This is a genomic window from Thalassospira lucentensis MCCC 1A00383 = DSM 14000, from assembly GCF_000421265.1.
Taxonomy (GTDB): domain Bacteria; phylum Pseudomonadota; class Alphaproteobacteria; order Rhodospirillales; family Thalassospiraceae; genus Thalassospira; species Thalassospira lucentensis.
This window is the reverse complement of record NZ_ATWN01000010.1, coordinates 77591-97228: the sequence shown is the minus strand read 5'-3', so window position 1 is coordinate 97228 and position 19638 is coordinate 77591. Positions and strand designations below refer to the sequence as shown.

Genomic DNA, 19638 nt, shown 5'->3' with positions numbered 1-19638 from the left:
GTGCCACCGCGACCAGAAAATCGGTTTTCGATGCAGGTTTACACAGTCCATATCCATCCCGGCGATGCCGACCCGATGGAAAACGCCATCCTGATCCGCGAAGGGTTCAATTTCTGGGCCTTTCTGCTGTCGGGGCTTTGGGCGTTGTATCATCGCCTGTGGCTTGGCTTTTTCGCAATTGTCGCGGTGTCGTTGGCGTCCGGCCTCTTGGTCCGGCTGTTTAACGGCGGGCCGGAAATGGACTTTGCGCTGGCCCTTCTGACCGGGATCGGCTTTGGCCTGATTGGCAATGACCTTAAGCGCCGCAAGCTTGCCGCCAAGGGCTGGAAAATGGTCGATATCGTGGCCGGTAAAACCTACTCTGATGCCGAATATCGCTGCTTTGCCAATCTTGGCAGCCAACGGATCAGAACAGCCCACCTTGGCATCACGCAATTGGCATCACCGCCGCAAACTGTTGTCTCCACCCCCTCAAGCGGGAGCCCATCTTACCCATGAGTGTTGCGATTATTGATTACGGCTCAGGCAATTTGCGTTCGGCTGCCAAGGCATTTGAGCGCGCCGCCCGTGAAACCGGATTTTCCGACGATATCATTGTCACCAATGACCCCGAAAAAGTCCGCAGCGCCAGCCATATCGTGCTTCCGGGTGTTGGCGCCTATGCCGATTGCCGGGCCGGGCTTGATGCGGTGACCGGCATGGTCGATGTGCTGAGCGAACAGGTGATTAAGGGCGGCAAGCCGTTCTTTGGCATCTGTGTTGGCATGCAGTTAATGTCGTCTGTCGGGCGCGAATTTGTCACGACCGACGGCCTTGACTGGATCAAGGGCGAAGTGGTTGCGATCACCCCAAACGACCCGACCCTTAAAATCCCGCATATGGGCTGGAACGAACTGGTGCTTGATCCGGCGGGCAAAGCACACCCGGTGATGAACGGCATTTCAAACGGCGATCACGCCTATTTCGTGCACAGCTATCACATGCATGTCGCCAACCCGGCCGAACGACTGGCATCGGTGTCCTATGGCGGCGATTTAACCGCAATGATTGGACGCGACAATATGGTCGGCACCCAGTTCCACCCGGAAAAAAGCCAGCAAACCGGCCTGACCATCATTGGGAATTTCCTGGGATGGAAACCATGATCGCACCAAGTGATACCATTCAGGATGGCGTCATGGCCGAACATGTCACCCAGCTTTCGGCGGGGGATTTGTCCGACATCGTTGATGCCTGCACGCAGGCAATCGTTGAAGGCGGCGGGTTTGGCTGGCTCACCCCACCAGATCGCCCGGATATGGAAAAATACTGGCGTGGTGTTTTGCTGATGCCTGGGCGCAACTTGTTTGTTTCGCGCGTTGACGGCGTGATTTCCGGTGCGGCACAGCTGATCGAAACCCCGGCCAACCTCGAAGCACAACGCCATTCTGCCCAGATTTCCGGCCATTTCGTTGCCCCATGGGCACGCGGGCGCGGCAACGGTAAGGCGATTGTGCGTGGCATCGAATATTTCGCCCGCGAAGCAGGCTATAGCGTTTTGAAACTGGACCTTCGCGAAACCCAGACTGCCGCCATCGCGCTTTATAATGGGCTGGGATACGTCCGTTGGGGGATCAATCCCTATTACGCGATGGTCGATGGCAAGATGGTCGAAGGGTACTACTACACCAAGAAAATACAGGACACCGAGCAGTGAATCTTTATCCCGCAATTGACCTCAAAGACGGTGCCTGCGTTCGCCTTTTGCGCGGCGACATGGACAAGGCCACCGTGTTTAACGATAACCCCGGTGCACAGGCCGGTGAATTTGTCGCCGCCGGGTGTCACTGGGTCCATATTGTCGACCTGAACGGCGCTTTTGCTGGCGAACCGGTCAATGGGGCGGCGGTTGATTCCATTCTGGCCGCCGTTGATGGCAAAGCCCAAACCCAGTTGGGTGGCGGTATCCGCACCATGGAAACGGTTGATTACTGGCTGAACAAGGGCATCACCCGCGTTATCCTTGGCACGGTCGCACTGCGCAATCCTGATTTCGTCAAGCAAGCCTGTGCCAAATGGCCGGGCCGGGTGGCGGTGGGTATTGATGCGCGCGATGGTTATGTCGCGGTCGAAGGCTGGGCTGAAACATCCGAAGTCACAGCCCTTGAACTGGCGCAAAAGTTTGAAGATTGCGGTGTTGCCGCCATCATCTTTACCGACATTGACCGCGATGGCGCGATGGGCGGACCCAATATCGAAAGCACCGTGGCACTGGCATCCGCCATCTCGACCCCGGTGATTGTGTCGGGCGGGGTATCGTCGCTTGATGATTTGATTGCGGTCAAGGCCCACACCGATGCCGGTATTGATGGCGCGATTTCCGGACGTGCCCTTTATGATGGCCGCATTGACCTTACCGCGGCCATTGCGGCCTTGTCCTAACGATACACACAGGAAACCGACCATGCTGAAAACCCGTGTCATTCCCTGTCTTGATGTTAAGGACGGCCGCGTTGTCAAAGGTGTCAATTTCGTTGATCTGATTGATGCCGGCGATCCGGTCGAACAGGCGCGTATTTACGATGCCGAGGGTGCCGACGAGCTGTGCTTTCTTGATATCACCGCATCCAGTGACAACCGCGACACCATCTTTGACGTGGTCGCGCGCACCGCAGAAGCCTGCTTTATGCCCGTCACCGTCGGCGGCGGGGTAAGGTCGCTTGACGATATTCGCAAATTGCTTCTGGCCGGGGCGGATAAAGTCTCGATCAATACGGCTGCGGTCAAGAACCCCGATTTCGTGCGCGAAGCGGCGCGCAAGTTCGGATCGCAATGCATTGTCGTTTCGATTGATGCCAAATCAACCGGGCCGGATAAATTTGAAATCTTTACCCATGGCGGGCGCGAAGCCACCGGAATTGACGCCGTTTCGTTTGCAAAACAAATGACCGAATATGGCGCGGGCGAACTTCTGGTCACCTCGATGGACCGCGATGGCACTCAGTCGGGCTTTAACATCCCGCTGACCAAAACCATTGCAGACAGTGTGCATGTGCCCGTCATTGCCTCGGGCGGGGTCGGGACCCTTGATCATATGGTCGAAGGGGTGCGTGATGCCCACGCATCAGCAGTTTTGGCCGCCTCGATCTTCCATTTTGGCACCTATCGCATCCGCGAGGTCAAAGACCACATGAAGGCGGCGGGGATCCCCGTGCGCGAGGAGTAGAAAATGCCAAACCCGCAAGATCAACACATCCTTGATGCGCTTTATGCCACCGTGGCCGCGCGCAAGGGTGCCGATCCCGACACCAGCTACACCGCCAAGTTGTTTGCCAGGGGCACGGCCAAAATTGCGCAGAAAGTCGGTGAAGAAGGTGTTGAAACCGTTATCGCAGCACTCGCCGAAACGCCCGATAAGGTCGCATCCGAAAGTGCCGATCTTCTCTATCACCTGATAGTGCTCTGGGCCGATCAGGGTGTGAAACCACAAGATGTCTGGAACACGCTGGCCGAACGTCAGGGCATTTCAGGCATTGCCGAGAAAGCCGCACGCGCCGACGACTAGTCCAGTTTACGGCCCCATCATCTGTGCAATCGCAGCTCCATCATACCGTCATGCCCGCGCAGGCGGGCATCCAGCTCGGCACGCCCCATGGATTCCGGGTCTCCGCTTTGCTCCGCCCGGAATGACGAAAAGTGTAAATCCGACTGTTATTCTAAAATCGAAATTGCACCGCACGCCAAGCCTGTCCAATATGGCAGCCATAAACCAAATCTAGCGATCAGGAGCCCCCAATGGCCGTCAAACCCTATGACCCGGAAAACATCTTTGCCAAAATCCTGCGCGGCGACATCCCGTGCAGCAAGGTCTTTGAAGACGACCATGTGCTGGCCTTCAACGACATCGCGCCACAGGCCCCGACCCATGTTCTGGTAATCCCCAAAGGCGCATACACGTCCTATGACGATTTCGCCGCCAATGCGTCGGATGCCGAAATCATCGCCTATACCCGCGCGATTGGCAAAATTTCTGCTGCTGCCGGTGTGGTTGAGGACGGCTACCGCCTGATCGCCAACACCCGCGAACACGGCCGTCAGGACGTCCCGCACCTGCATGTCCATATCCTTGGCGGGGAAAAACTGCCGCTGATGCTACCTAAAGACTGACCAAATGGCTCTATGTGATAACCTGACCTATCCAATGAAAAAGGACAGATGCTGGGAGAACGTTTGTGAGCAAAGTTCGGCTGAACATCTGCAAACGGAAGTTTGAGAAGATACTCTCTCGAACACCTACCGAGCAGTTCTTTGTTCTCGCTTGGGTAACTCACGCTATTCAGTCTGGAAATACAGAGCATGCTAGAGGTATCCTACAGTTCCCGGAAGAAGCAGCGACCGATGACCTGACATCACCGTATGCCATAAGCCCTTGGCTCATTGAAACTATGCTGAATGAGTGCTTAAGTATCCCAAAAGCCAAGATCAACAAATCAGGCCCCAACCGACTACTAGACTGCAAACAGTTTAAGTCTATTCAAATACTTAAGGCAGCGTTGCTAGATCTAGAAAACATTTCTGATAGGCTAACTCTGGAACGCGTGAATGTACGCCAAGAAATGCATCGGATTGCACAACGTCAGTTCGAATGGCAAAGGGGCTTCCATAATTACGCAAGCTACTACCGTTCAGCCCTAATATACAGCGGACCGCTTACAAAAAAGCACTTCAAAAAGAGAATTGGCGTTTCGCTCGATGATTTTGTTCTGGGTTGCTTCGCGCTTAGGGCACTTTTCTCAAAGAAGCCTTATATTGAGAGAAATATTAATGCATCACCTATCGGGTTAGATGAAGAGAAGACAAATTTAATTCTACTAGCTATAACATCAAGCTCAAATAATGCTGTCGCTGCAAGCAAAAAAATGAGAAGAAACCCTACGCACATATCTTACAAAAAGAGCGTGTTGCGGGAGCACCCATGCATTTCATTTGACCAAAGTATTGATCGCTTAATGTGCCCACTACCAGATCTAGTTGCACAGAGATGTACATCTGGAATTTTCTATGATGTTGTTGATGCAAATAGTTCTGTAAAGAACGAAACTTCTGCCAATTTCGAGAGCTATTGTAGAACTCTAGTAGGAAGCATTTCTGTTAAAGGGGCCATTCGAAAAGAATTCATCTACAAGCATGAGAAAAACCAAATTCACAGCCCTGATATAATCAGCGTGAATAGCAATGTTGTAGACATCATTTTCGAGTGCAAAGCTACGCGAATGAGCTATGAAGCCCGGTTTGCTGAGAATCCATTAAACCAAGCTGCACGTGGTTACCAAGAAATTGCCAAAGGTGTTTTTCAGATCTGGCGCTTTATAGCCCACTGTAGGTCTGGTTCGGTCCCAGATTGCAAACTGAGTGATGAAGTTTGTGGAGTTGTGCTCACTCTAGATACTTGGTTAACTGCATCTTTTGAACTGCAAGCTAAAGTAATTGATTACGCTAAAACAATGGCCGCAGCAAAAAACCCTGAGATAGAAGAACAAGATCAGATTCCTGTGGTCTTCTGCCCCATCGAAGAACTTGAATTCACGGTGCAAGACGCTACCGAAGAGTCCTTTCGACATGCGATAAAGGAAGCATCGATAGAAAAGTACCAAGGATGGGCGCTGTCGAGTGTTCATCAAGATGTTTGCCCCGACATAAAAATGGCTAACCCTTATCCATTCGATGGGAAAATCACTAAGCTGCTCCCTTGGTGGCCCGAAGATTAACGCTCCACTATTAGATTCGTACTACGGAAAATCAATTGGATGAAAGCGCCATCAACAACCGAAATCTTTGCCGCCCTGACCGGCAGTTGGACGCTTGAACGCGATCTGGGGGATGTCGGCCGGTTTATCGGGGATGTGACCTTCCATATGGCCGAGCCGGGTAAACCCAATGTCCTGCGCTATCGCGAGGAAGGGTTTCTGACCCGCACCGATGGTCAACGGTTTGATGGCTACCGCGAATATGATTTTGTGCTGCATGAAAGCCCGGCCTCAATCGAGCTTCTGTTTCGCGACCCGATTGGATTTGGCAATCGCTATGTGATGCTGCACTTTGGCGAAGATGCCGACGAAGGACTTTGCGCACGCGACATTCATCCGTGCGGGGATGATTTTTACCATCACTGCATGATCTGGCGTGATGCCAATCATTTCGAAACAAAAATAAAAATCACAGGCCCGAAGAAAGACCATTTTCTGCACAGCATCTATCGCCGTAAATCTGGCACCTGATCCCGCAATAAATGCACCTATTCTCAATTGGTTAGGGCGATCCGAGGGTACCGGACCCCATCGCAGCTTCGCGCAAGACCCAATCGCGAAAGGCGCGGGCTTCTGGCCGGTCCAGCCGGTTTTCCGGCGTGATCAGGTAGTAGGCACCATCGCTTTGCAAGCTCGCGTCACAGACGATTTCAAGCCCACCCTCGGCAAGCGGCCCTTCGATCAGGACACGCGGCAAAAGGGCCAATCCCATGCCTGCCTTGGCGGCCTCAATCAGCATAAAGAAATGCTCAAACCCCGCTCCGGGCGTCCCGGTGATGGCAACCCCATGCGCCAATCCCCAATCGTGCCACGCCTTGGGCCGGGTGGTATGGACCAACCGTGGATGATCGGCAATCAGGGCTGTAAGGTCGTCTTTCCGATCCGACGCGACATATCCCGGTTTGGCGACAACCACCTGAATTTCATCAAGAATCTTATCAGATTTCAGCCCCGGCCACGTCCCATTGCCAAAATACAGCCCAACATCCAAAAGCCGACTGCCAAGCTCGGGGCTGCGGTCCGGGGTGGCGAAATTAAGCGCCAGGGTTTCGATCACCGGACGGATACCCGGGTATTCGTTTTGAAAGCGGTTTAATCGCGGGATCAGCCACGCACTGGCGATGGTATGCAATGCCCCGATCACCAGTTTACGTTCCCCCGTCCCATGGGTGACCAGATCAAGGGTTGCGGCTTCAATCTCATCGAGCGCGCGGCGCAATGTCGGTAAATAGGCCCGTCCGGCGTCCCGCAAAGTAAGCTTTGGTCCATTGCGATCAAACAGCGCCATGCCAAGGCTGGCTTCAAGGTTGGCGACCTGCTGACTGACAGCTCCGGCTGTCACCGAAAGCTCATCGGCGGCCCGGGCAAAACTGCCCAATCGGGCGGCAGCCTCAAACGCGCGCAGCGCATTAAGCGGCGGGGTGGTCGGGCGTAGCGCCATAGCAATAGATTTCCTGATGCTAAATGCAGAACTTCTGATTTTACCGGCAGTATTATGCTGGTTTAGACTGGTTCAAACAACACAGCATTAGATAATCTTAGGAGAACCCCATGTCCTTACCCCCGTTCCATCTGGCCTTTCCGATCAAATCCATCGCCGACACCCGCGCATTTTACATTGATATTCTGGGCTGTGACGAAGGTCGCTCGACCGAGGCGTGGATTGATTTTGATTTCTTTGGTCATCAGCTGTCCGCCCATGTCCGGTCTGAGGCCGGTCAAAATGCCGGGTCGGGCACTGTCGATGGCGATGCGGTGCCAATTCCGCATTTTGGCGCGGTTCTGGAATGGGACGTCTGGCATGGTCTGGCCGAGCGCCTGAAAAACGCCGGGGTAACATTCCTGCTGGAACCGAAAATCCGCTTCGCCGGTGAACCGGGCGAGCAGGGGACGTTTTTTGTTGAGGACCCGGCGGGAAATGGCGTGGAATTCAAGACATTCCGCGACCCGGCGATGATCTTTGCCCATTGATCTAGGGTGAAGGTACAATCATCGAGGCATCCCCACGCCGAACGATTGACCAACGTCCTTAACTGCTGTCATCAATAGACGTGCTAGAAAACACACCGGAACGCTTTGCGATCTGGCGCGTTTATATTGATGGATCCCCAAAAACCGGCACCCTCATTTGTCACCGCATCAGGAGAAAGCCCCATGCCAACCAATACTGCCGCGCCCAATATCCTTATTTCCGCCGCGGGCGAAGACGCCGATTGGAAAAAGGCGCTGGTTGAACGGCTGCCTGATGCCAATATCGTCACCGGCGACGACAATTACGATCCCGCAACGATTGACTTTGCCCTGTTCTGGAAGCAGCCACAGGGACTGATCAAAAACCTGACCAACCTTAAAGCGATCTTTTCGCTTGGGGCCGGGGTCGATCATGTTGTCTCATCGCCAAGTCTGCCGGAAAACATCCCCGTCATCCGACTGGAAGATGCGGGGATGGCCGATCAGATGGTGCAATATCATCTGTATGCGGCCCTTCATTTCATGCGTGATTTTGATGTTTATAGCGCCCAGCAGGCCACAGCCATCTGGAAACAGCATGACGTCGCACGCATTTCAAAATGCCGGGTTGGTGTCATGGGGCTGGGCGCACTGGGCTCGGCCGTTGCAACCGCGCTTTCGAACCTTGGCTTTACCGTTTCAGGTTGGAGCCGCTCGATGAAGGCGATTGAGGGCATCACCACCTTTGCCGGTGAGGAGGCCTTTGACGAATTTCTGGGCGAGGCCGATATTCTGATCTGCCTTCTGCCGCGCACGCCGGAAACAGAAGGATTGCTTAACAGCGAAACCCTGTCGCATCTGCCAAAGGGGGCTGCGATCATTAATGCCGCACGCGGTGCGATGATCAATGAGGCCGACTTGCTGCGTGCCATTGATACCGGGCATCTGCGCGGTGCGTTTTTGGATGTTGCCGTTACCGAACCGCTGCCCGAAAGTCACCCGTTCTGGGATCATCCGAAAATCCGCATCACCCCGCATATTGCCGCGGCCACCCGGGTTGAGGAATCGGCCGATCAGATTGCGCAAAACATTGATCGCATGGCACGTGGTGAAACGCCAACCGGCCTTGTCGATCGTCAAAGCGGCTACTAAACGCGCGGATAGATGAATTGACTTGCCGGGCGGGGTGCTTTCTGGGAAGAAACAGCACTCCGCCCGTTTTACCTCATAGGACACCCCATGTCGGCCAAAACCTTTGTCGCCCTTCGTGTTGACTGCGATGCCCAGACGGCTTTTGACGTGTTTACCAACGAGATTGATCTTTGGTGGAAGCAAGGCCCGCGCAACCGGCTAATCGGCAACCGTCCCGGCGTCATGCAATTTGGCGAACGCGATAATGGCACGCGGTTTTTACAGGAAGTCGATAAACGTCGTCCCGATTTCGTGGTCGAGGCGGGCAAAGTGATCCATTGGGACCCGGCCAAACGGCTGGCATTTGAATGGCGCTGGCCAACAGCAGACCGCAAAGAACCCGTCACCCATGTTGATATCCGCTTTGCGCAATCTGGTGACGCCACGCGCCTGACCCTGACCCATAGCGGGCTTGAGGCATTATCCGCGGCCCATCCGGCGCGCAATGGCCTGAATGACAACCGATTCAAGCCAATGATGACCCATTACTGGCAAGCCCATCTGGTTTCATTGCGAAACCGAATCAAACAGCTTTCCGCCCATGAAGGCCCCGCGTAATCTTTGTGGGTTAGATATCCGCCTCGGCCAGAATATTGGCCACCCAATCGACGAACACCCGCACCCTGACTGAAAGCTGACGGTTTTGCGGATACAGGATGCTGACCGGCATCGGATCGGGCGGAAATTCGGGCAGGATATCCACCAACCGCCCGGCTTTAAGATCTTCAGCAACCCGATAGCGCGGCACCTGAACCAAACCAAGCCCGGCATAGGCGCACGCCGCATAGCTATCCGCGCCGGTCACCGAAATGCTGGCCGGAAGCATGATCTGGCGCACCGTGCCATTGACCGTGAAATCAAGCGGGATCGGCTTGTCATCCGCCCCCGACAGGAAGCTCACCATCGTATGGCCTTGGGTTTTCAAGTCTTCAAGCGTTTCGGGCATGCCTGTGCGGGCGATATAGTCCGGGCTGGCAATGGTTGCCTCACGCAAAATGGCGAGCCGTCGCGCAATCATTGACGAATCTGACAATCCGCCACTGCGCACCACGCAATCAAATCCCTCATGCACCAGATCGACAAACCGGTCACCGTCACTAATCATCAGATCGATACAGGGATAGCGTTCCAGAAACTCCGGCAGACGTGGAATGATAAATTTGCGCGCCAGCGTGCCTTGTAAATTGACCCGCAAAAGCCCGCGCGGATCCGTCCGGCGAAAGATACCATCGGCTTCTTCAAGCTCGGCCAGAATATCGACACACCGCCGGTAATAGGCCTCGCCATCGAGTGTCGGCACCACGGTGCGCGTCGTACGATCAAGCAACCGGGTCCGCAGACGCGCTTCAAGGCGCTGGATAGAATTGGTCATGGTCGCACGCGGGATCAAAAGGTCCCCGGCCGCCTTGGTAAAGCTTTTGCGCTCCACCACCCGGACGAAATTGCGCATTTCCTCAAACCGGTCCATCGCCATGTCTCATTGTTATCAAAATTCGAACAGTCAATTCGAATATAGCGCAATTATCCCAAATGTCATCTCGGTCATAGTGAGCCCATCGCGCTTACATGCACATCCACCAAGGAGAAATTTCATGTCCGCCATGGAAAACAGAACCGCCATCATCACCGGCGCATCACGCGGCATTGGTGTCGCCCTTGCCAAACGATTGGCCACAGATGGCTTTGCTGTCGTGATCAATTACGCCAATTCTGCCGCCGCCGCCGAAGAATTGGCCGAAAGCCTGAAATCTGATGGGCACAAGGCCCTCGCGGTGAAGGCCGATATCGCCCGACCAGACGCCGTCACCGCCCTGTTTGACAAAACCATTGCCGAATTTGGCGGGGTGGATGTCATTGTCAATAATGCCGGTGTGATGACCACACAGCCGATTGCCGAGATGAGTGACGCAACCTTTGATGCCATGATGGACATCAATGTACGCGGCACATTCAACATGCTGCGCGAAGGGGCGAAACACCTGCGCGATCATGGCCGGGTGATCAATTTTTCGACAACGGCCCTTCATCTAAAATTGCCGGGCTATGCGGTCTATAACGCCACTAAGGCGGCGGTTGAGGCCATGACAGCGGTCTATGCCAAGGAACTGCGCGGCCGTCAGATCACGGTCAATGCCGTGGCCCCGGGTCCGGTTGCAACCGAGCTGTTCCTGAATGGCAAAACCGATGAGCAAATCGCCCAGTTTTCCAAAATGCCGCCGCTCGAACGACTTGGACAGCCCGAAGATATCGCTGGCGTCGTGTCCTTCCTTGCTGGGGCGGACTCTGGCTGGGTTGATGGTCAAACCCTGCGCGCCAATGGTGGGTTGGCGTAACCCAAACATCGCCCACTCCTGAAACCGGTCTGACATCAGGCTATCGCAGGTGATTTTCCCCCACCCCCGCACCTGCGTTTGGTCTGATGCCCGATTTGGTGGAATGCTGGGCCGTTATGATGCCGCCGCGTGGTTTCACCGGCGGCATCATTGCTGTTTTGACCAAGCCCCCATCGCGAAAAACGATATCAAATATCCTGTTGTATCTGTCCATTGACCGGGTTTTGCAGCATGATGGCCCGCAAACACCCGCACCAGACGCCACCACCCAAGAGAACCCCGATGATCAACAGCCCCTCGCCGACCGAAATCACTTTCCGACCGGCCACCCGCGATGATCTGCCCGCCATCGTTGCTCTTCTGGCCGATGACGAAAAGGGCAAAACCCGCGAAGAATGCACCGATCCGCTGCCCGATGCCTATTACGCCGCCTTTGATGCCATGGCATCGCAATCGACTGCGGCCCTGCCCAACCAGTATCTTCTGGCCTGCCAAGGCGATGATATTGTTGGATGTTTGCAACTGACCCTAATTGCCGGATTGTCACGCCGCGGGCAATTGCGTGCGCAGATCGAAGGGGTGCGGGTATCAAGCCGCCATCGCGGGCAAAAAATCGGTGAAAAGCTGATTTTAGAATCTATTTCGATATCGAAACCACTTGGCGCAGCCCTGATACAGTTCACCACCGATAAAACCCGCAAGGATGCCCATCGGTTTTATGAACGGCTTGGCTTTGTTGCCAGCCACGAAGGCATGAAAATGGCGCTCGACCCGGCGTCATCATAAAAATATCATCCCCAAACTGATCGATTTTGCCTTTGTCCAACCATGTTGTTGGTCAAATCTGGTAGTCTGATCACGACGATCTTGGCAAAACACACAGACGGAGGTTCACCATGAATTTATCCGACTTGCAGGAATTGGCCCGTAATCGCGGATTTTCCCATGTTTTCAGTGCATCGGGCGCCCTTGTGACATGTGACGGGAAACAGGCGAAGTATCATGCCGATGACCTGACCATCATCGATTCCAGATCCGTCGATGCCGGTACAGATCCCGGTGATGATGCCACCCTTTACATGATCGAGGCCAAAGACGGCACACGCGGCATGCTGATTGTCCCTGACAGTTTCCACACCGATGCCGACAAGGCGGATCTTATCGATCACTTACGGCGCAAGCATTCCTGATTTTTGGAACAAGTTGTCTGGTCCGGCGTTTTCCCTATATCGAGAAAATTGCGTTTCAGGAGGACCAAATGACCTTGGCTGATCTTCAGGCAAATGCCAAAGAACACGGTTTCGAACATCATTTCATGTGTGAAGACGATGGTGCACGCAGCGACGGCACCGGCCACCTTTACCAACCTCATGAATTGCGTCTGGTGCATTCCAACAGCACCGATAACGGCACCGATCCCGGCGATGACGCCACCCTTTACATGATCGAGGCCAATGACGGCACCAAAGGCGTGATGATCATCCCCAACAGCTTCCATGCTGATCCGCAAGAAGCCCGTTTGATTGATGTTCTGCGTAAAAATCGACAGGAAAATGCCTCGTAACCTTAAGAAATGGTCACAAGGCTCACGATCTTGTGTCACCGCGACAGCGTGCAATTTCGCAAAATGAACACAAATAAACACCTGTCGCGACATAAAAGGTCAATAGCTAAGGCTCAGGACCTAGACTAACCATAAACACACCGTATCGAGGCAGACACGCACATGTCGGATCTTTTGCCGTTTTTTCGGGCCTGGGTAACCGATCCCAGACGGGTTTCGGCCATTTCGCCATCCAGCCCCGCACTGGCGCAGTTGATCACATCCGAAGTCATCCCCGGTCAAGGCCCGGTTCTTGAACTGGGGCCGGGCACCGGGGTCTTTACCCGTGCGCTGCTTAAACGCGGACTACCCGAAAATGATCTGACCCTGATCGAAGCGGGACCGTATTTTTCCCGTCTGTTGTCGGACCGTCATCCCGATGCGCGCATCTTACAAATGGATGCCACCCGGCTGGCAAAGGCCGGTCTTTATGCCCCTAGCACGCTTGCCACCGTCATTAGCGGCCTGCCGCTTTTGTCGATGAAACCGCGCCAGATCATGGGAATCATGACCGGTACATTTGGCTATTTGCGGGATGATGGTGCGTTTTACCAGTTCACTTATGGCCCGCGCTGTCCCGTCCCCTCGGCCATTCTCGGCCGTCTTGGTTTGCGCGCAACCCGCATCGGAACCACCGTGCGCAACATGCCGCCATCATCGGTTTACAAGATCGAACGCAAAAGCCGCCCGGAAATCCTCAACAACGTCCTCAAAACCGCCTGATCCGGGGTTCATCACCGAAAGACCATCTGTCGATAATTGCGCCCCGAAAATGCAAAAAGGGATGCCAACAGCATGGCACCCCTTTATCTGCATCATCGCTTTTTAAAGCCGATGGAAACGTTTGATCACCACAAATGATGAACGTGCGGGGCGATGCGATGCTCATAGATGTTGCGCAGTTCGCCAATTACCTCTGGCGGCAGTGGCGCAACATCACTTGCAGCAGCATTCGCCGCTGCCTGGGCTGCATTCTTGGCCCCCGGGATCACAACACCAACCGACTCTTCCATCAAAATCCAGCGCAGGGCGAACTGCGCCATGGTGATATTTTCCGGAACCAGCCGACGAATTTCTTCAACAGCTTCAAGCGCAACATCAAACGGCACACCGGCGAATGTTTCGCCCTTGTCAAACGCCTCGCCGTTGCGGTTAAACGCACGGTGGTCGTCTGCGGCAAAGGCGGTATCTTTGGTCATCTTGCCCGTCAAAAGGCCCGATGCCAGCGGTACACGCACGATAACCCCGACATTTTTTGCCTTTGCCTCGCGGAAGAAAAGGCCGGACGGGCGTTGGCGGAAGATGTTGTAAATGATCTGAACCGACGCCACACCGGGATATTCGATGGCCTTGAGGCCTTCTTCTACTTTCTCGACCGAAACACCGTAATTGCGGATTTTCCCGGCGGTGACCATGTCTTCCATCACCTCGAACACATCCGGGCGATAGAAAACCTCTGTTGGCGGGCAGTGAAGCTGCACAAGATCAAGACAATCGGTCGCAAGGTTCTGCAGACTGCGTTCGACAAATGCTGTCAGGTTCTGTTTGTTGTAGCCCTCAGACACATGCGGATCCAAACGACGTCCGGCCTTGGTTGCGATGAACGGACGTTCGCCACCGCGTTCCTTCATGACATCGGCGATGATTTTTTCCGACCGACCATCACCGTAAACATCGGCCGTATCAATGAATGTCGTGCCGTTATCAAGGGCTGCATGCAGGGCCGCACGCGCGTCAGCTTCTGAAACATCGCCCCACGCGCCACCAATGGCCCAGGCACCGAAACCGACGTCCGAAACCGTGCGCCCTGTCTTACCAAATTTTCTGTAGTTCATATATCGTTCCTTCCTAAGGCATTAACTGGCCGCCATTGACCTCGATGATCTGGCCGGTGATGTAGCCCGCCATGACGTTTGAAGCGAGAAACAGGAACGCTCCGACACATTCATCGGGGCGACCCACGCGGCCCATCGGCACTGTTGCGCTTTGCGCGGCAAGAACATCGGGCGGTGTATAGCGGTCGTGAAACGGCGTCTGGATAAGACCCGGCGAAACTGCGTTCACACGAATGCCATCTTCCACAAATTCCTTTGCCTGTCCGCGTGTCAGGCTGCTGACAAAGGATTTTGCCGCGGCATACAGCACTGCACCCCCGCCACCGCCATTGCGCGCAGCAATTGATGTCGTGTTGACCACAAAGCCGTTCTCTGACGCTTTGAGGTACGGATACGCCGCCACGGTGGCTTCCCAGACCGATTTGCCATTCAGGGCAAAGACACGGTCAAGGTGATCAGCCTCGACCTCGGTTGTCGGCACACGTCCCAGCATGCCACCGGCATTGTTGATCAGGCCATCCAGCCCGCCAAGCATCCGGGCGGCTTCCCTGACAACATTTGCAGGGGTGCCCGATACACTCATATCGCCCTGAACCACGAAGACATGCTCGGGAAACTCTGCCTGAAGGGCAAGTGCTGCATCACGGCTTTCATTGTAATGAAGTGCGACTTTGGCACCCTGTGCGGCAAATCCCCTGACAATCTCGGCCCCGATCCCGGTGGATCCACCGGTGACCAAAATACGGCGCGACATCAGGTCTGGAATCCTGATTGCCTGAATATCACTCATCGCATTCCTCCGCCTGAATTGTCTGACCCTAAGATTACTTGTTGCACGGACTGGTGTGGTGTGGTTTTTCATGAACTGAAATCATCCTCAAAGTGAATAGAATTCAACTTGGCTGGAATCGACCGCGCAGAGTTTGCCGATCTACGCCTGTTCCTGGCGATTGTCCGCCGCCAGAGTTTCAAGGCGGCGGCCATTGAATTTGGGCTTTCGCCCTCGGCCGCCAGTCATGCGATCCGCCGTCTGGAAAGCCGCCTTGGCGTAAAGCTGATCAATCGAACCACCCGGGCGATCGTGGCAACCGAACTGGGCCAGGACCTTGCAACCAAGCTTGCCGAGGGCTTTGATAAACTCGATGAAGCCCTCCAGACGCTTGATGCCCCCGGTGCCGCCAGCTTTGGCGAGGTCCGCATCAACGCCTTTTCCGATGCAGCTCACCTTCTCATCGCCCCCGCACTGCCAGAATTTGCCAAGACCTTTCCTGATGTCAGCCTCAGCATTGTTGTTGAAAACCGACCGATTGATATCGTCGCAGAAGGATATGATGCCGGCATCCGGTACGGGCATCTGGTCCCCGAAGACATGGTTGCCGTCGCACTGAGTGGCCCCCAGCGCTGGGTCGTGGCTGGTTCACCGGATTATCTTGTGAAGCGTGGAAAACCCGATACCCCCAAAGACTTACGCAATCACACATGCCTGCAACTTCTTCTGGGTGACAATTCGCCTTTTCCTTGGGAACTTGGCACCGGCCCGGATCAGAAAAGCTACCGCGTGCCCGGCCACATCACCATTCAGGACACGGCAACCACGATCTCGGCCACCAAGGCCGGGCTTGGACTGGCATATCTGCTGGAATCGCGGATTGCCGAAGAGCTTGCCAACGGACAGCTTGAAATCGTGCTGGAAGACTACGCATCATCTGATGATCCCTTCCATATGTATTACAGCAGCCGCCACAACAATCATCCGGGCTTGCGCGGCCTGATCAACATCATTCGCAAACAGAACGGCCTGTCGCGCATATGATCACTGATTAGATCCGAGTGTCGGCAATGAGGGTATTTCTTCACCACCACTGCTGCCGAGGATCTGGGTGCGACAGCCCTGATGGTCGCCCATGTTGCAAATTCAACATTTCCAGCCATTTGTGGAAAGAACCGCGCGTTGCCTTCTGGCTTGCCTGCCTTAGGCGGCAACAAACAGTTTAAGAGCCATCGCCTTTGCGTGATCAACGAACTGGCGCTGCGACCAGCCACAGGTCCGCGTTAGCTGCTCCCATGTCTGCACGGATAGGAGCGACGACAAAAGATCGGTGGCCTCCTTCGCGCTGTAGTCCGCAGATAGTTTTCCATCTTCTTCCAACGCTCTGATCGCAGCTTCAAACCCTTGGCGCAGGCCACTCATGCGGTCTGCCCAAGCCAGTTTGGCGGCATCATCGCTGTCCTGCATTTCGATCAGGGCGCGGGCGACCCCGTGGATCTCGGGGATATAGTTTCCCCATGCCTCGACAAAGGCTGCCAGCCTTTCGACACCCGAATTTGCCGTACGACTGGCCAGCAGGCGGGCATCGACATTAGCGGCCTGCCGCTTTTGTCGATGAAACCGCGCCAGATCATGGGAATCATGACCGGTACATTTGGCTATTTGCGGGATGATGGTGCGTTTTACCAGTTCACTTATGGCCCGCGCTGTCCCGTCCCCTCGGCCATTCTCGGCCGTCTTGGTTTGCGCGCAACCCGCATCGGAACCACCGTGCGCAACATGCCGCCATCATCGGTTTACAAGATTGAACGGCTTCAGCGCATCGGCGATGCCCTCAACCGTCAATCGACCTGATATACGCAAAAAAGATAACGGTCGTGCAGCCTTATCCGTTTTCTGCCATCCGCCGGAAGGTATCAGGATAATCCATCACCAAGCCAAACCGATCCAGTTCCAGCTCAGCCTTGAATGACCGGAATAATCCTTCGTAGCGATACCGCCGATCCGCAATCAAACAGGTATAGCGCTGCTGTGCCGGGACAGGCAGGAACGCCCCCTCGATCTGGCTTGGCAGCGGGACATAGGCTGCGACAATGTCTTGGCGTGCCTTTGGCGCCAGCCCAAGCCGCTTGATCGCCAAGGTATTGGTGGCCGGGGTCACACCAATATCAATATCAAAACACCCATCAAGCGACGGCACCGACCGGTCACCAAGGATGTCATGCCAGTGTCCGTCCCCATCGGCGAGAACATGCAGCGTTTGACCCCCAATATATTTGACCAGCACTTCGCGTGTCCGAAACTGCGCGTCCGCCCGCACCGAATAATAGGCACCATATTTGCCCCCGCGCGTGCCCGAAACCACTCCTTCAAGGATCAAATGCTCGTCATCCTGAACAAGTGTGCAGCGTTCAAGCCCCTGTCCCTGCCAGTTGGTCCAACACACCGATGTCCGCATTCAGTCCTCCGTCCCGATTGTCTTTCAAGCCCGCCACCTCCGACCACCGCGCTTTGATGGCATTGGCGGGAAATTCCTTACCGCCGATACACCATCTGTCGATAACTGAGTGCCTCGGCAATATGCGGGCGTTTAACAACACCACTGCCCGCCAGATCGGCAATCGTGCGCGCCACCCGCAAAATCCGGTGATATCCACGCGCCGAAAGCTTCATGCGCCGTGTTGCATCCTGTAACAGTTCCCGCCCGGCATCATCGGGGGCGGCGGCTGTTTGCAGAACCTCGCCATCGGCCAATGCATTGGTCGAGATATGTTCGTTTTTATATCGTAACATTTGAAGTTCACGTGCCAGAAACACCCGCTCGCGCACGGTCGCACTGGTTTCGCCATTTGCGGGTAAATCAAGCTCTTCAGGCTTCACGGCGGGCACATCAATTTGAATATCAAACCGGTCCAGAAGCGGGCCTGAAAGCCGCGCCTGATAATCCTCGCCACAGCGTGGTGCCCGGCTGCATGCAAGGTCATTATCGCCCAGATACCCACAACGGCACGGGTTCATCGCCGCCACCAATTGCACCCGGGCCGGATAGGTCACATGGGCATTGGCGCGCGCCACCGACACCTGCCCGGTTTCAAGTGGCTGACGCAACGCATCAAGAACATTTCGCTGAAATTCCGGCAGTTCGTCTAAAAACAGAACCCCGTTATGGGCTAGTGACATTTCGCCGGGCTTGACCCGATGGCCCCCCCCAACCAGTGCAGGCATCGATGCAGAATGGTGTGGTTGCCTGAACGGTCGCGTGCGGATCAACCCGCCTTCGGGCAGCAATCCCGATACCGAATGAATGACCGTGGTTTCAAGCGCCTGCCTTGCATCCAGATCGGGTAAAATACCCGGAAGACGCGCGGCCAGCATCGATTTCCCCGATCCGGGCGGGCCGCTCATCAATAAATTATGCCCGCCAGCCGCGGCTATTTCCAACGCCCTTTTGGCACTTTCCTGCCCCTTGATATCGCGCAGGTCCGAACCCGGACCAGCCGGGGTGACATTGGCAACGGCACGCGGCCGGGCCAGAATTTGTGTGCCTTTGAAATGATTGATCAGGCTGACAAGGTTCTTCGGCGCCAGGATCTCAAGATCACCCGCCCAAAGCGCCTCGGCCCCGTTGTCACACGGGCAGATCACGCCAAATTCCTGCATGCTGGCTTCCATGGCGGCGGGTAAAACCCCACCAACACTGGTGATACTGCCATCAAGGCCAAGCTCACCGAGGGCTAAAAACCGGGCAATATCCTCATGGCCAATAACATCCATCTCGGCCAGAAGCCCCAATGCAATCGGAAGATCGAAATGCGACCCTTCTTTGAGCAAATCGGCCGGGGCAAGGTTAATCGTGATGCGCTTGGGTGGTAAGGCCAGCCCCATGCTTGATAAGGCGGATCGCACCCGTTCGCGGGCCTCGGACACGGCTTTATCAGGCAACCCAACAACCGAGAACGCCGGCAGGCCACTTGCCATTTGCACTTGAACATCAACAGCAATCGTTTCAATCCCGGCAAAGGCAACCGTCGTAACCCGCGCTGTCATCCGTCCGCCCCCAGAACCCAAAGTTGCATTACTTTGCAGACTCACGCAGCAAATGGCAACGCATCGTTTAAGTTCAGGAAATTAGAAGTGCGCTTGGGTCGAGAGAATCACATCGTATCATGAC

26 protein-coding genes are annotated in these 19638 nt (G+C 55.0%); 19 read left to right on the top strand and 7 right to left on the bottom strand.

The genetic code is table 11. The annotated features are described in order from the left end of the window. Nucleotides 1–30: 30 nt before the first annotated feature. The 9 genes from K355_RS0118790 (at nt 31) to K355_RS0118750 (ending at nt 6257) form a co-directional block, all read left to right on the top strand. A complete protein-coding gene (locus tag K355_RS0118790; RefSeq protein WP_022733704.1) occupies nt 31–498 on the top strand; it encodes a DUF2628 domain-containing protein in 468 nt (155 codons plus the stop codon). Then, the gene (gene hisH / locus K355_RS0118785) at nt 495–1145 is read left to right on the top strand and encodes an imidazole glycerol phosphate synthase subunit HisH (RefSeq protein WP_022733703.1); all 651 of its coding nucleotides are present in this window, start codon (nt 495–497) and stop codon (nt 1143–1145) included. Before K355_RS0118790 ends, hisH begins: the two co-directional genes overlap by 4 nt. Continuing rightward, nucleotides 1142–1696, top strand: coding sequence for a GNAT family N-acetyltransferase (locus K355_RS0118780; protein WP_033369130.1), 555 nt, complete (start codon nt 1142–1144; stop codon nt 1694–1696). Before hisH ends, K355_RS0118780 begins: the two co-directional genes overlap by 4 nt. Then, nucleotides 1693–2421, top strand: coding sequence for a 1-(5-phosphoribosyl)-5-[(5-phosphoribosylamino)methylideneamino]imidazole-4-carboxamide isomerase (hisA, locus tag K355_RS0118775; RefSeq protein WP_022733701.1), 729 nt, complete (start codon nt 1693–1695; stop codon nt 2419–2421). Before K355_RS0118780 ends, hisA begins: the two co-directional genes overlap by 4 nt. A 22-nt stretch (nt 2422–2443) precedes the next feature. Then, a complete protein-coding gene (hisF, locus tag K355_RS0118770) occupies nt 2444–3205 on the top strand; it encodes an imidazole glycerol phosphate synthase subunit HisF (RefSeq protein ID WP_022733700.1) in 762 nt (253 codons plus the stop codon). A gap of 3 nt (nt 3206–3208) precedes the next feature. Further along, nucleotides 3209–3544, top strand: coding sequence for a phosphoribosyl-ATP diphosphatase (locus K355_RS0118765; protein WP_022733699.1), 336 nt, complete (start codon nt 3209–3211; stop codon nt 3542–3544). A gap of 230 nt (nt 3545–3774) precedes the next feature. Beyond that, complete coding sequence (locus tag K355_RS0118760; protein ID WP_022733698.1) at nt 3775–4146, top strand: histidine triad nucleotide-binding protein; 372 nt, start codon at nt 3775–3777, stop codon at nt 4144–4146. Between the two features lie 65 nt (nt 4147–4211). After that, nucleotides 4212–5747 (top strand): hypothetical protein, encoded by a 1536-nt coding sequence (locus K355_RS0118755; protein ID WP_022733697.1) that lies wholly within the window; start codon nt 4212–4214, stop codon nt 5745–5747. A gap of 39 nt (nt 5748–5786) precedes the next feature. Beyond that, nucleotides 5787–6257 carry a DUF6314 family protein gene (locus K355_RS0118750; RefSeq protein WP_022733696.1) on the top strand — a complete coding sequence of 157 codons (471 nt, stop codon included), beginning with the start codon at nt 5787–5789 and terminating at the stop codon, nt 6255–6257. 31 nt (nt 6258–6288) lie between these two features. Here the strand turns inward: K355_RS0118750 and K355_RS0118745 are convergent, their stop codons facing one another. Further along, nucleotides 6289–7227, bottom strand: coding sequence for a LysR substrate-binding domain-containing protein (locus tag K355_RS0118745; protein ID WP_022733695.1), 939 nt, complete (start codon nt 7225–7227; stop codon nt 6289–6291). A 110-nt stretch (nt 7228–7337) separates the two neighbouring features. On the opposite strand from K355_RS0118745, the gene K355_RS0118740 reads away from it, so the two are divergent. The 3 genes from K355_RS0118740 to K355_RS0118730 all read left to right on the top strand — a co-directional run bounded on the left by K355_RS0118740 (nt 7338) and on the right by K355_RS0118730 (nt 9485). After that, nucleotides 7338–7757, top strand: a complete 420-nt coding sequence (locus K355_RS0118740; protein WP_022733694.1) for a VOC family protein — start codon at nt 7338–7340, stop codon at nt 7755–7757. A 183-nt stretch (nt 7758–7940) separates the two neighbouring features. Next, nucleotides 7941–8888: a 2-hydroxyacid dehydrogenase gene (locus tag K355_RS0118735; RefSeq protein WP_022733693.1), complete on the top strand. Its 948-nt coding sequence runs from the start codon at nt 7941–7943 to the stop codon at nt 8886–8888. Nucleotides 8889–8975: 87 nt separating this feature from the next. Beyond that, complete coding sequence (locus tag K355_RS0118730; RefSeq protein WP_022733692.1) at nt 8976–9485, top strand: SRPBCC domain-containing protein; 510 nt, start codon at nt 8976–8978, stop codon at nt 9483–9485. A gap of 10 nt (nt 9486–9495) precedes the next feature. Here the strand turns inward: K355_RS0118730 and K355_RS0118725 are convergent, their stop codons facing one another. Beyond that, nucleotides 9496–10395, bottom strand: a complete 900-nt coding sequence (locus tag K355_RS0118725; RefSeq protein ID WP_022733691.1) for a LysR family transcriptional regulator — start codon at nt 10393–10395, stop codon at nt 9496–9498. Between the two features lie 124 nt (nt 10396–10519). Between K355_RS0118725 and K355_RS0118720 the strand changes: the two genes are divergently transcribed. The 5 genes from K355_RS0118720 (at nt 10520) to K355_RS0118695 (ending at nt 13586) form a co-directional block, all read left to right on the top strand. Continuing rightward, nucleotides 10520–11260 carry an SDR family oxidoreductase gene (locus tag K355_RS0118720; RefSeq protein ID WP_022733690.1) on the top strand — a complete coding sequence of 247 codons (741 nt, stop codon included), beginning with the start codon at nt 10520–10522 and terminating at the stop codon, nt 11258–11260. 282 nt (nt 11261–11542) lie between these two features. Next, entirely contained in the window at nt 11543–12046 is a 504-nt protein-coding gene (locus tag K355_RS0118710; RefSeq protein WP_022733688.1) for a GNAT family N-acetyltransferase, read from the top strand. A gap of 110 nt (nt 12047–12156) precedes the next feature. After that, complete coding sequence (locus tag K355_RS0118705; protein WP_022733687.1) at nt 12157–12450, top strand: hypothetical protein; 294 nt, start codon at nt 12157–12159, stop codon at nt 12448–12450. A gap of 68 nt (nt 12451–12518) precedes the next feature. Continuing rightward, a complete protein-coding gene (locus tag K355_RS0118700) occupies nt 12519–12824 on the top strand; it encodes a hypothetical protein (protein ID WP_022733686.1) in 306 nt (101 codons plus the stop codon). A gap of 162 nt (nt 12825–12986) precedes the next feature. Further along, the gene (locus K355_RS0118695) at nt 12987–13586 is read left to right on the top strand and encodes a class I SAM-dependent methyltransferase (protein ID WP_022733685.1); all 600 of its coding nucleotides are present in this window, start codon (nt 12987–12989) and stop codon (nt 13584–13586) included. A 125-nt stretch (nt 13587–13711) separates the two neighbouring features. Here K355_RS0118695 and K355_RS0118690 read toward each other — a convergent pair whose 3' ends face one another. Both K355_RS0118690 and K355_RS0118685 read right to left on the bottom strand, forming a co-directional pair. Continuing rightward, entirely contained in the window at nt 13712–14698 is a 987-nt protein-coding gene (locus K355_RS0118690) for an aldo/keto reductase (protein WP_022733684.1), read from the bottom strand. A 13-nt stretch (nt 14699–14711) separates the two neighbouring features. Next, nucleotides 14712–15488, bottom strand: a complete 777-nt coding sequence (locus K355_RS0118685; protein ID WP_022733683.1) for an SDR family NAD(P)-dependent oxidoreductase — start codon at nt 15486–15488, stop codon at nt 14712–14714. A 108-nt stretch (nt 15489–15596) separates the two neighbouring features. Between K355_RS0118685 and K355_RS0118680 the strand changes: the two genes are divergently transcribed. After that, the gene (locus K355_RS0118680) at nt 15597–16511 is read left to right on the top strand and encodes a LysR family transcriptional regulator (protein WP_022733682.1); all 915 of its coding nucleotides are present in this window, start codon (nt 15597–15599) and stop codon (nt 16509–16511) included. Nucleotides 16512–16670: 159 nt separating this feature from the next. Here the strand turns inward: K355_RS0118680 and K355_RS24445 are convergent, their stop codons facing one another. Then, on the bottom strand, nt 16671–16934 hold the full coding sequence (locus K355_RS24445) for a TetR family transcriptional regulator (RefSeq protein WP_022733681.1): 264 nt from the start codon (nt 16932–16934) through the stop codon (nt 16671–16673). 174 nt (nt 16935–17108) lie between these two features. Here K355_RS24445 and K355_RS0118670 point away from each other — a divergent pair, with 174 nt between their 5' ends. Then, entirely contained in the window at nt 17109–17321 is a 213-nt protein-coding gene (locus K355_RS0118670; RefSeq protein WP_245562977.1) for a hypothetical protein, read from the top strand. Between the two features lie 31 nt (nt 17322–17352). On the opposite strand, the gene K355_RS0118665 is transcribed toward K355_RS0118670, so the two are convergent. Together K355_RS0118665 and K355_RS0118660 are read right to left on the bottom strand one after the other, a co-directional pair. Continuing rightward, a complete protein-coding gene (locus K355_RS0118665; RefSeq protein ID WP_022733679.1) occupies nt 17353–17925 on the bottom strand; it encodes a putative glycolipid-binding domain-containing protein in 573 nt (190 codons plus the stop codon). Nucleotides 17926–18002: 77 nt separating this feature from the next. After that, nucleotides 18003–19514 (bottom strand): YifB family Mg chelatase-like AAA ATPase, encoded by a 1512-nt coding sequence (locus tag K355_RS0118660; protein WP_022733678.1) that lies wholly within the window; start codon nt 19512–19514, stop codon nt 18003–18005. Between the last annotated feature and the right edge of the window lie 124 nt (nt 19515–19638).